Raw genomic sequence first — 12,114 nt, 5'->3', positions numbered from 1 at the left:
TGTGGTTTATGGTATTTGGTTTTGTGTGTTTTAATTTAAGCTTCTGTATTCAATTGGTGTGTAACCGGTATTCTTTTTAAACATTCGATTAAAATGCTGAGGATACTTAAAACCAAGTTCAAATGCGATTTGACTTATGGATTTTTCAGTATCAAAAATTCGTTCTTTGGCTAAGTTAATTAATTTTAACTGAATATGTTCCTGAGCAGATTTACCGGTTTCCTTTTTGATTAAATCACCAAAATAATTGGGAGAAAGATGCAAAAGATCCGCAAAATAACTCACAGAAGGCAAACCAGCATTTTGTGCATTTTCTGATAGAAAATAATCGTTTAATACCGTTTCGAACTTCGATAAAATATCAGTATTTATATTCTCACGCGTTATAAATTGTCTGTCGTAAAATCGTACACAATAATTTAGCAGCAGCTCAATAGTATTAGTAATGATACTTTTGCTGTGTTTATCAATAGACTGTTTCAATTCATACTCTAATTTACTAAATAAATCTTTTATAATTTGCTGTTCTTTCAAAGATAAATGAAGCGCCTCGTGCGAATCATAAGAAAAAAAAGAATACTGACTTATATTTTTTGCCAGTGTAGTACCTTTTATTAGATCAGGATGAAATAAAAGTGCCAGACCAGTTGGTTGATAATCATCCGGATTATTGACTTCAAGAACTTGTCCCGGAGCAATAAAAACCATCGTACCATCATCATAATCATAATTATTGCGTCCGTATTTTAATTCGCCGCAATTGCCGGCTTTCAAGAATATAGAATAAAAACCAAAATGCATTCGTGTATGATTGGGTAATGCTTTTGTACTTGCATTATCAAATACACTTATTAAGGGATGTTGGGTTTTAACATCTTTTAATTGATTGTATTGAGCAACTTTTTCGAGTTTTATAATAGGATCCATTTTGTATTCTTTAAATTTATAGTACAAATATAGTATTCACATTATTAGTGTGTTAGCCTGAATGTTGAAATCAGTAAAAATGGTAATAATAACAGTAATCTGTATAAAAGAAAGCTTTTGCTATTAAAGGAACTTTGTATTGACAAAATGATAGACAAAATAGTCAAAAAAAATCAATATGAAAACACGAATATTAGGAACCGAAGGATTAAAAGTTTCTGCACTTGGAATGGGATGCATGAATTTAAGTTTTGGAACTGGAAAAGCAGCTTCTGTAAGCGACGGAATTAAAGTAATTCGTTCTGCATATGACAACGGAATCACTTTTTTTGATACGGCAGAAGCTTACGGACCTTTTACAAATGAAGAATTAGTAGGCGAATCGCTGAAACCTTTTCGTAAAGAGGTAATTATTGCCACGAAATTTGGAATGATTTCAGACACCGGAATTAATAGCAAACCAGAACACATTCGTAAAGTTGTCGAAGCATCTTTAAAAAGATTACAAACAGATTATATTGATTTGTTGTATCAACATCGTGTAGATCCTAATGTACCTATTGAAGACGTTGCAGGAACGATAAAAGATTTAATTCAGGAAGGAAAAGTAAAATATTTTGGATTGTCAGAAGCGGGTGCCGACACGATTGAGCGTGCTCATAATGTTCAGCGAGTTTCAGCAGTTCAAAATCAATATTCGATCTGGACAAGAGAACCAGAAGCTAAAGTTTTACCGCTTTGCGAAACATTAGGAATTGGTTTTGTTCCTTGGGCACCAATAGGCACAGGTTTTTTAACTGGTAAAATTACACCTGATACCAAATTTGACAGCGATACAGATTTACGTGCCGTTTTTCCTCGTTTCACCCCAGAAGCGATTAGAGCAAATATGCCAGTGGTAGAATTGCTGACGAAAATTGCTAACAAAAAAAATGCTACAGCGGTTCAAATTGCATTGGCTTGGTTATTAGCTCAAAAGTCTTTTATAGTACCAATTCCAGGAATGGATAAAATAGAATATGTCACGGATAACAGTAAAGCTGTCAATGTGAAACTTTCTATAGATGATTTACAGGAAATCGAAAAAGGACTTTCTAACATAACTTTCAAGGGAGCAAGATTAAATGAAGATTTGCTTGGTCTGTCAGAAGAATAAAGAACAAAAGCTTAGCGTAACTCATAAAAATCATACACATAGATATCTAGTATGGAAAAAGATAAAACAGAAGATAGCTCACAAGTTCTGGATACAACTCGCCAACTGACTCAATTGATGATTGACAGAAATACAATAGAATTGAACCGGATTTTAGACGAACACTTTACTCTTACACACATTACAGGTTATGTCCAGTCAAAAAAGGAATGGTTCTCTGAGATTGAAAGTGAGCGAATGAAATATTATGCTTATTCAGAAGTAAAAACTTCGGTAACAATTGATAAAGACAAAGCTGTATTTGTTGGTCAGAACCTTTTAGATGCCAGAATTTGGGGAACACGACATAACTGGCGCTTACAACAAACGATGGATCTTGAAAAACGAAATGGAAAGTGGGTGATATTAAAATCTGTAGCAACCACATTTTAAAAATAATAATATAAAACTGAAATTATGAAAACAAGAATATTAGGAACGCAAGGATTAGAAGTATCAGCTCTGGGATTGGGCTGCATGGGATTAAGTTATGCTTACGGATCTGTAATTGAGAAACAACAAGCAATAAAAATAATCAGAGAAGCCTATGAACAGGGAATTACCTTTTTTGATACTGCCGAAGCATACGGAATTGCCAATGAAGAATTAGTAGGCGAAGCAATAAAACCGTTTAGAAAAGAGGTAGTTATTGCGACTAAATTTGGTTTTAAAGGCGGGGACGCTACCAAAGGATTAGACAGTCGTCCGGAAAACATCAGAGCTGTTGCCGAAGAATCTTTGAGACGTTTAAACACAGATGTTATTGATTTATTCTACCAGCACAGAGTCGATCCGGATGTGCCAATGGAAGATGTTGCGGGAACGATTAAAGATCTTATTCAGGAAGGAAAAGTAAAATACTTCGGACTTTCTGAAGCCAGTGTTTCATCTATTAAAAAAGCACATGCAATACAACCCGTAACGGCTTTACAAAGCGAATATTCGATTTGGTGGAGAGAACCGGAATTAGAAATTTTGCCTGCACTTGAAGAATTAGGAATTGGTTTTGTGCCTTTTAGCCCGTTAGGAAGAGGATTTCTAACAGGAGCAATCACTGAAGATACCCATTTTGAAAGTACTGATTTTAGAAATAATCTGCCTCGTTTTAGTGAAGAAAACAGAAAAGCAAATCAAAAACTTGTCGCTCTTTTAGCTGCAATTGCAGGAGATAAAAACGCAACTCCGGCACAAATTGCCTTAGGTTGGCTCTTAGCACAAAAACCGTGGATTGCACCAATTCCAGGTACAACAAAATCTCACCGATTAACGGAAAATATTGGCGGCGCATCTATTGATCTTTCTACAGATGATATTAAGAAAATCGACGATGCTTTTGCTCAAACCACTATACAAGGAGATCGATATCCGGCACATTTGCAAAAAGCCGTAGGGAAATAATAAGAAGAAATAAACCAGAAGAATAATCTTTGATTATTAAAATTTATGTTGCTTCCGGATAAAGTATGATCACAATAAAGTCAAATATTATAAGAGTAATCCGGAACCAAAATAAAAATCATAGTATTAGAATTGTTTGAATTTCTTAAGTAAATGTTTCTTTTCTGTTATTTTTCAGGATCAAAGTAGTTTTAAATTTATACTTTATAATAATTAAATTAATACATATGAGTACAAACACAAAAGCATTTGGTACAACAGCGCCTGATGCATCCTTAGAACAAATGACAATTACCCGCAGAGATGTGCAGGCAAAAGATATAGAGATCGAAATTTTATATTGTGGTGTATGCCATTCAGACTTGCATACGGCAAGAAACGATTGGGGTGGAAGTCAATATCCTGCCGTTCCGGGTCACGAAATTGTAGGTAGAGTTACTAAAGTTGGGAGCGAAGTTACTAAACTTAAAGTGGGTGATCTGGCTGGAGTAGGATGTATGGTAGATTCTTGCCACACTTGCGAAAGCTGTAAACAAGATTTGGAGCAATATTGCTTAACAGGATTTACAGGAACTTATAATGGTAAAGACAAACATCTTGGCGGACACACTTTTGGCGGATATTCTGAAAAAGTGGTTGTAGATGAGCATTTTGCATTAAAGATTCCTGCAAACTTAAATCTGGCTGCAGTTGCCCCATTATTGTGCGCAGGTATTACAACCTGGTCGCCATTAAGACATTGGAATGTTGGTAAAGACAGTAAAGTAGCAGTAGTTGGTTTAGGCGGATTAGGTCATATGGCTATAAAACTGGCTAAAGGTCTTGGGGCGCACGTTACTTTGTTTTCAAGAACACCGGATAAAGAAAAAGACGCTTTAGAATTAGGTGCAGATGCTGTAATTATTTCAACAGAAAATGATCAGATGAATTCTGTAAAAGGCAAATTTGACCTTATTATAGATACTGTTCCTTATGTACACGATGTAAATCCTTATGTGGCTACATTGAACATAAACGGAACATTGGTTTTAGTGGGATATCTAGGTGGTTTAGAACCAATTTTAAATACCGTACCAATGATTAGGGAAGAAAATCTGTAGCAGGTTCTGTAATTGGCGGAATTGCTGAAACACAGGAAATGCTTGATTTTTGCGGTGAACATAATATCGTTTCTGAAATTGAAATTATCAAAATGCAGGAAATTAATGAAGCATACGAAAGAATGCTAAAAAGTGATGTTCGTTACCGTTTTGTAATTGATATGAATTCGCTTAAAGCATAACAAAAAAACTCGTTGCGGTTTATTATAAATCACATACGCGTTTATAGAAAAAGGCATTCGTAATATTGCGAATGCCTTTTTTTATATAATATTTTTAAATTATGTATATTTTTAAATTGTCTCAGCAATTTGTTTTAATGGTAAAGTCAGGATAAATTCCGCTCCGTTATCTATCTCGCTCACACAGGCAATAATACCATTATGTCTTTTGGCTATTTTTCGGCAAAGTGCAAGTCCAAGACCATTTCCTTCGTATTGATCCTTAGAATGTAATCTTTCGAAAGCATTAAAAATTTTATCAGCAAAAATTGGATCAACACCAATTCCGTTGTCTTTTATCGTTATTTTAGCATAATCCAAACCATTCTCTTTAATAACACTAAAAGATATGGTAACCCTTGGCGGAAGATCTGCTTTTGAAAATTTCAACGCATTATGAATCAAATTATAAAAAAGCTGATGGATAAGAATAGTAGCGCCTTCAATTTCAGGAAGTTCACTGGTTATTAATATGGCATCTTTTTCTTTTATAATAAGCTCCAGATCTGTTTTTATATTTTCGACAATTTCACTCAAATTGATTTTCTCAATTGGCTGCGTTGATTTATTAAGAGTAGAATAAGCAAGAATTCCTTCTATAATTGTCTGCATTCGTTGAGCCGACTGATCTACTTTGTTGAGGTATTTTTTTGAATTTTCATCAAAATGAATTCTGCTTTCGTTTCTGAGAAGGCTATTAAAAATTTTAATTTTTCTAACAGGTTCTTTCAAATCATGGCTTACCACATTGGCAAAATGAAGAAGATCATCGTTCGATCGCCTTAATTCTTCTGTGTTTTCTGTAACCTGTTTTTTTAGTTCCTCCTCAAAGCGTCTTTGTTCATGAATATCCTGAATGATTCCTATAATCGTTGTTGGATTACCATCTTCGTCATTGATAATTTTACCATTAACCTTAACCCATTTTATCGATTGGTCATCATTTACAATTCGCGCTTCATAAGACATTTTGCCAGTTTTAAGAGCGCTCGTATGTGCTTCTTCACGCAATAACTGATCATCAGGATGTAATTTTTTGATTAGTTCATCATTTAGGATGTCATCATCAACAGACCAAATTGCATTAAAATTACCAGAAGTTTTTATTTTTTTTGTAGTCAGGTCAATTTCGTATGTTCCCATACCACAAGCCTCAATTGCTATTCTAAGTCTTTCCTCGGCACTTTGCATATCCTGCTTTGCCAAATGTAGATCTGTAACTTCTGTACCCGTATTCATGACGCCGTATGTTTTGCCTTCACTATTAAATAACGGTATAAAACTGTAGTTAAAATAATGTGGTTTCAGGATACCATCAATAACCAAATCGACCCTTTTATCTGTGGCATGAAAAGATATTCCGGTATTAAGTACATTAAGCGCCTGATCAAATATTTGCTGATCCAGAATTTCCGGAACAATTTCGATATATTTTTTTCCAATAACTTCATCACCCTTACCCCAGGTTTTAATCATGGCCGGATTAGCCAATTCTATTTGCAATTCGCTTCCTACATATACCGCTATTGGCAATGGAGCATTGTCTACAATGTCTTTTAGAAGCAATAGATTATCGTACATGGGGAGATAGTTTTAATTTCTACGAAGCTAATGCTAAATAAAGCCCGTATTGTTATACTTCAATTCGCATTTATTTCAAAATTACAACCTTAAAGATGAGGATTATGTAAAATCTAGTTTATAGTTTCGTGCATTCAAATTTAAATTCTGCCATAACATTTACGAGACCAAATGTTAATACAATGTTTTATAAACTGACCTTTTTATTAATGTAAACGTAACCTTATCGACCTACCCGCATTTCTAATTTTGGAGACATATTATAAAACAAAACAATGTAGTATATGTCATTTTTAAAATTAAGAATACATCGCAAAAAAAGAAGTAATAATGGTGTTTTAGCAACTGCCATTTTTTCGCTAAATAATGCAAAAGTGACTTATTATGTATAAAGCATTTAATGATGAACAGCTTGTCGAATTATTGACTCAGGGAAAAGATAAAGCGTTCGATGAACTGTATTTTAGATATCGGGATGTATTGGTTCGGTTTGTATATATGAGAATGAAATCGATTCCCGTTGCCGAAGAAATCGTTCAGGAAGTTTTTACTACAATCTGGGAACGTCGAAAGACATTGGTTATTCAAAAGAAATTTTCTGCTTATATCTATACCTCAGTTCGTTATGTGACTTTAGATTACATCAAATCACATACCATTACAGATCAGTATATAAAAGAAGTTTCGGATCGCAGTAATAATGATTACAATAATAGCAACACTACCGAAGATTCTATTTATTACAAAGAACTCCAGCAAGCCGTAGATAAAGCAACCTTATTACTGCCAAAAAAATCTAAAGAAGTTTTTATTCTAAGCCGCATCAAACAATATTCGAACAAAGAAATTGCCGAAGAACTTAATGTGTCGCACGAAACCGTAAAGTATCATATTGCCTATGCGTTAAAATTTATGCGAAACTATTTAGGCGAATTCAACTGATAATTATTTTCCAAAAACCAGAGATAAGTATTTTTCTTAACACAAGCGTAACCTTATCAACCTACCTGAAAACAACATTTACAAGACATACTATTAAAGAGATAAACAAATTATAATGCCTGAAAAATTACATCAAGACATACAACTTTTTTTAGAAGGGAAACCATCTCAAAAAGGAGAAGAATTATGGAATAACTGGTACGATCATCCGGAGCAAATTTTAGATCTTACTGCAATTATAGAATCAGATCGTTCGAAATTAAAACAAGAAATCAGAAAAATTAAGAAAACAAACAAAGTTATATTTCTTCAGTCCGGAAAATGGGCAATAGCAGCTTCTTTAATTTTTTTAATGGGATTGTCCTGCTTCTTTTATTTTTCATCTGTAAAAATAATCTCTAAAGAATATGCAACAAAATTAGGCGAACATGCAAAAATAACGTTGAGCGACGGAACTCAGATTTGGCTAAATGCAGGAAGTCTTCTCAAATATCCAATCCAGTTTAAAGGAGCAACAAGAGAAGTATACCTAACAGGTGAAGCTTTTTTTGATGTAGCCAAAGACAAAGAACATCCGTTTATTATTCATACAGATAAAATGGATACCAAAGTATTAGGAACCAGTTTTAATGTTCAGTCATATCCGGATCATGTGACACAGGAAGTTTCGGTTCTCACCGGAAGAGTCAATGTAAAGTCGACTGCCACAGAAGAAAACGTGTATGTAACTCCGGGACAAAAAGTTGTTTTTAAATCACAAAGTAATAAAATACAAGCTTTTACAGATATTCCGGTGAATTCTATTTCGCTATGGCGAAAAAACATCATTGTTTTTGAAGATGCTCCTTTACCGGAAGTAATCGCCACAATAAACAGAAATTATAATGTAGCGATTCAAATCGAAAACAAAAATCTTAACAGCTTAAAAATCAGTGCTTATTTTAAAGAGTTACCCGTTAATCAGGTGGTGGCTTTGGTATGCAATATCATTAATGCCAATTATAAAATCGAATCAGGAACTTATATCATACAATAAGTAAAATAGATTTAAACAGATATAGAAATCATACTATGCGTTTTAAATTAAAGCCACAGATTAAAGGATTAAAATGATTTTAAAAATCTGCTCAATCTGCAAGCAAAAAAATAAAAAACAAGTTACACGAATTAAAATCATAATAATCTTTTTAATCTGTGGCAAAAAAAAATTAAACACAACATAGATTTAATTTGAAAATCACAGAATCTCTGTTTTTTAAACACACACATAAATTTAAAAATAAATAAAATCAATCATTCCTCTACGTAGAAACCCAGCAATAATCAAAAAACAAATTAAAACTCCAAAAACATGAATCAAAAACAAATGCGGTATGTCGTAAACTGTCAAAGCATTAAAAAATCTGTATTAAATAAAGCCTTGCTTTTTATTGCTTTATTTTTTATTGGCTTCACAATGAATGCAGCAAGAGCAGACATTGGCAAAAGAGTAACCTTAAAAGTTGAGAATGAAAGTATAAAAACTGTTTTTCAGAAAATAGAAAAACAGGCCGACGTACATTTTATGTACGAAACCAATCAGGTAAATACCAACCAAAAAATCAGTTTAAAACTAAACAACGTAACCTTAGAGCAGGCATTAGATAAAATATGCAGCAATTTTTTTCTTAAATATGAAATTGTAAGCAACAATATTGTCATCAAAAAAAATCAAAAAGTTACAGATTCCGGACAAGGAAAAATCAATGTTTCAGGAACTGTTTTTGGAGGTGATGACGGAATGCCTTTGCCGGGAGTAGGAATTAAGGATAAAAACTCTGATGCAACTGCAACAACTGATTTTGACGGAACTTTCAAGATGGAAATCAATTCATCTGAAGCGGTACTTATTTTTTCGTACGTAGGTTATGTTACGCAGGAAGTAAAAGTAACAAGTTCAGATAAAAACATAAGCGTTAAACTATTAGCCGATATGAAACAACTACAGGAAGTTGTAGTTATGGGATATGGAAGCGTAAAAAAGAATGAAGTTTTAGGAGCTGTTGGAACTGTTTCTATGAAAGAAACTTCGAGCAGAACCTATAATAGTGCAGCCGAATTATTGCAAGGAACTGTGGCGGGTGTTACGGTAATTAGCAGTGGGGGAGATCCTACGGCAGAACCTACAATTAATATTCGTGGAATTGGTTCCCTGAATGCAGAAACACCTCTTATCGTTCTTGACGGAATTATTTACAGCGGATCTTTAAACACATTAAACCCAAATGATATTGCGTCGATCAGTGTTTTGAAAGATGCGGCTTCTGCTGCAATTTATGGCGCAAGAGCTTCTGGAGGTGTAATTTTAATTACGTCTAAAAAAGGAATTTCTGACCGTATTAATATTAATGTAAATTATCAGGGCGGAGTGCAAAGCGTGGCTAAAACACTCGATGTTCTAAATGCTGCCGAATATGCTGATGCTATGAACACAGCCAGGGATAATGCCGGAATGCCAAGAATTCCCGCTTTTGATACAGCGTTTGAACCAACAGCAAGAACGACAAAAACAAACTGGATGGATGAAATTTTCCAGACAGGACAAATTCAGGATTTATCCATCTCTGTAAACGGAAAAACAGAAAAATCTAATTTCTTTTTATCAGGAAGTTATAGAAAAAACGAAGGTATTTTATTGAATACTTTTGGAAGCCGATATACTGCAAGAGCCAACTCTTCTTTTAAACTGGCACCAAATTTTACCGTAGGAGAAAACATGTCGTATTCACTAACAGACGGACAATCTGCTAATACCTCAAATGCATATACGGGAGCAATTTTGGCTGCGATTTTTTATCCGCCAAATGCTACGATCTATAAAGAAGACGGTTCAGGACAATTTGGTGGAGTTCCTGAAAAATACATTGGTTCATATGGAGACGTAATTAATCCGGTGGCGTATTTAAAAAGATTAGACAACAGAAATCCTATCTCGACTATTTTGATAAATCCTTATGCAGAATGGGAAATTATTCAGGGTTTAAAATTAAAATCTAACTGGGGTTATACCAGAATTCAGAACAACGCGACTGAGTTTGCTACAAAAATTACTGAACCGGGTAAAATATTTGATTTCAATAGATTAACACAAACTACTTCAACCACTATTGACTTGTTGAGTGAGCAAACAGTTTCTTACGAAAAGTCATTAGGCAAGCACAATTTTAAAGCCCTCGCAGGATATACATACCAGCAAATCAAGAAAGATTTTTATACCGTACAAGGAACAGGTTTTGATAATGAAGATGCATCGCAGCGTTATTTATTAAATGCAAAATTAGTTCAGCAATTAGGCGCAGGTTTGTCTGAAGAAATTATTTCATCGTATGTAGGAAGACTAAATTACGATTTTAATCAAAAATATTTAATCTCAGGAATTGTTCGTCGCGACGGAACTTCAAAACTGACATCAGGAAACCGTTGGAAAGTATATCCGTCTGTTTCTGCAGGTTGGTTAATTTCTGAAGAAGGTTTTATGCAAAGTATAAATCCAATTGTAAATAATTTAAAATTACGCGCAAGTTGGGGACAAATAGGAAATTTAGGAAACCTTGGACCATACCAATTTAGCGTTCCTTTGAACCAAACTCAGGCTTTAATAGGTTCAAGTCCGGTAATTAATTACGGATATTCTGAAAGTGAGTTATCAAACCCTAATTTAAGATGGGAAAGCTCTGAGCAAACAAACATTGGATTAGATTTTAGTTTATTCAACAACGCTTTATCAGGATCTCTAGATGCTTATGTAAAAACAAACAAAGACATGTTAGTTCGGGATCAGTTACCGGGTGTTTCAGGAACCCCGCTTGGTAGAATTGTTAACTCCGGAGATGTTGAAAACAAAGGAATCGAAGCCAGTTTAATGTACCAGAAAACACGTGGCGAATTTAAATTTGATGTCACGGCAAATGCTGCCTTTTTAAGCAATAAAATTGTGTCTATAAAAGATGACTTAACATCTCTGGAACCTTTAAATTTAAGCAGGGTTCGTAGTTTGCCTTTGGCCAATATTTATCAGGTTGGCAGTCCGGTTGGTTCTTTTTACGGATATTCTACAGATGGATTATTTCAAAGTAATGCCGAGGCAAAAGCATATGTAAACTCAAAAGGAGAAGTTTACCAGCCAAATGCCGTTGCCGGAGATATTAAATTTAAAGATGTAAACGGAGACGGTGTAATCAATAACAGCGACAGAGTAGTATTAGGAAGTCCTTTTCCTAAAACGACCTTTAGTTTAAACATGAACTTTAGATATAAAGGTTTTGATATGAACGTGTTCTTTAGCGGAGCAGCAGGAAACAGTGTTTTTAATGCTGTAAAACACACCGGTTTAAATGGTTCATTTCCAGGATATAATTTATTGGCAGAATCTAAAAATGCGTGGTCACCAACGAATACAAATACCAATATTCCGGTACTTTCATCAACAGATAACAACAATAACTTCGGACGAATTTCTGATTTTTATATCGAAGATGCTTCTTTCGTAAGATTAAGAAACCTTTCTCTGGGATATACAGTAAAAGACCAATGGCTGAACGGAAAAGCAAAACTTAGATTTTTTGTCTCAGCTCAAAACCTTTTTACAATTACCAATTACTCCGGAATGGATCCTGAAGTTGGTTTGAACAACTTTGGTATGGACTTAGGAAAATATCCTCTTTCCCGTATTTATATGACGGGTGTAAATGCAACTTTTTAAAAAATATAA

At 34.2% G+C, this 12,114-nt stretch carries 8 protein-coding genes and 1 pseudogene; 7 read left to right on the top strand and 2 right to left on the bottom strand.

Annotation, left to right across the window (positions count from 1 at the left end; all coding sequences use genetic code 11):
- Nucleotides 1–30: 30 nt before the first annotated feature.
- Nucleotides 31–927 (bottom strand): helix-turn-helix domain-containing protein, encoded by an 897-nt coding sequence (locus ASF10_RS07730; RefSeq protein WP_056247365.1) that lies wholly within the window; start codon nt 925–927, stop codon nt 31–33.
- A gap of 178 nt (nt 928–1,105) precedes the next feature.
- On the opposite strand from ASF10_RS07730, the gene ASF10_RS07725 reads away from it, so the two are divergent.
- The 4 genes and pseudogenes from ASF10_RS07725 (at nt 1,106) to ASF10_RS07710 (ending at nt 4,802) form a co-directional block, all read left to right on the top strand.
- Entirely contained in the window at nt 1,106–2,083 is a 978-nt protein-coding gene (locus tag ASF10_RS07725) for an aldo/keto reductase (RefSeq protein ID WP_056247363.1), read from the top strand.
- Between the two features lie 51 nt (nt 2,084–2,134).
- On the top strand, nt 2,135–2,515 hold the full coding sequence (locus ASF10_RS07720; RefSeq protein WP_056247361.1) for a nuclear transport factor 2 family protein: 381 nt from the start codon (nt 2,135–2,137) through the stop codon (nt 2,513–2,515).
- A gap of 24 nt (nt 2,516–2,539) precedes the next feature.
- Nucleotides 2,540–3,520, top strand: coding sequence for an aldo/keto reductase (locus tag ASF10_RS07715; protein ID WP_056247358.1), 981 nt, complete (start codon nt 2,540–2,542; stop codon nt 3,518–3,520).
- A 227-nt stretch (nt 3,521–3,747) separates the two neighbouring features.
- Nucleotides 3,748–4,802, top strand: a pseudogene (locus ASF10_RS07710) (NAD(P)-dependent alcohol dehydrogenase).
- A 111-nt stretch (nt 4,803–4,913) separates the two neighbouring features.
- Here the strand turns inward: ASF10_RS07710 and ASF10_RS07705 are convergent.
- The gene (locus ASF10_RS07705) at nt 4,914–6,422 is read right to left on the bottom strand and encodes an ATP-binding protein (RefSeq protein WP_056247354.1); all 1,509 of its coding nucleotides are present in this window, start codon (nt 6,420–6,422) and stop codon (nt 4,914–4,916) included.
- A 384-nt stretch (nt 6,423–6,806) separates the two neighbouring features.
- On the opposite strand from ASF10_RS07705, the gene ASF10_RS07700 reads away from it, so the two are divergent.
- The 3 genes from ASF10_RS07700 (at nt 6,807) to ASF10_RS07690 (ending at nt 12,105) form a co-directional block, all read left to right on the top strand.
- Complete coding sequence (locus ASF10_RS07700) at nt 6,807–7,364, top strand: RNA polymerase sigma-70 factor (protein WP_056247353.1); 558 nt, start codon at nt 6,807–6,809, stop codon at nt 7,362–7,364.
- 115 nt (nt 7,365–7,479) lie between these two features.
- Nucleotides 7,480–8,400 (top strand): FecR family protein, encoded by a 921-nt coding sequence (locus ASF10_RS07695; protein ID WP_056247351.1) that lies wholly within the window; start codon nt 7,480–7,482, stop codon nt 8,398–8,400.
- Nucleotides 8,401–8,715: 315 nt separating this feature from the next.
- Nucleotides 8,716–12,105 carry a SusC/RagA family TonB-linked outer membrane protein gene (locus ASF10_RS07690; RefSeq protein ID WP_056247350.1) on the top strand — a complete coding sequence of 1,130 codons (3,390 nt, stop codon included), beginning with the start codon at nt 8,716–8,718 and terminating at the stop codon, nt 12,103–12,105.
- The last annotated feature ends 9 nt before the right edge of the window (nt 12,106–12,114 follow it).

This window comes from Flavobacterium sp. Leaf82, from assembly GCF_001422725.1.
Lineage (GTDB): Bacteria > Bacteroidota > Bacteroidia > Flavobacteriales > Flavobacteriaceae > Flavobacterium.
The sequence above is the reverse complement of the archived record's forward strand: the minus strand, read 5'-3'. Positions and strand labels throughout refer to the sequence as shown.

Bases quoted from the DNA above. Each gene is read 5' to 3' on its own strand.
- ASF10_RS07730 (WP_056247365.1), bottom strand. From the start codon at position 927: ATGGATCCTATTATAAAACTCGAAAAAGTTGCTCAATACAATCAATTA.
- ASF10_RS07725 (WP_056247363.1), top strand. From the start codon at position 1,106: ATGAAAACACGAATATTAGGAACCGAAGGATTAAAAGTTTCTGCACTT.
- ASF10_RS07720 (WP_056247361.1), top strand. From the start codon at position 2,135: ATGGAAAAAGATAAAACAGAAGATAGCTCACAAGTTCTGGATACAACT.
- ASF10_RS07715 (WP_056247358.1), top strand. From the start codon at position 2,540: ATGAAAACAAGAATATTAGGAACGCAAGGATTAGAAGTATCAGCTCTG.
- ASF10_RS07705 (WP_056247354.1), bottom strand. From the start codon at position 6,422: ATGTACGATAATCTATTGCTTCTAAAAGACATTGTAGACAATGCTCCA.
- ASF10_RS07700 (WP_056247353.1), top strand. From the start codon at position 6,807: ATGTATAAAGCATTTAATGATGAACAGCTTGTCGAATTATTGACTCAG.
- ASF10_RS07695 (WP_056247351.1), top strand. From the start codon at position 7,480: ATGCCTGAAAAATTACATCAAGACATACAACTTTTTTTAGAAGGGAAA.
- ASF10_RS07690 (WP_056247350.1), top strand. From the start codon at position 8,716: ATGAATCAAAAACAAATGCGGTATGTCGTAAACTGTCAAAGCATTAAA.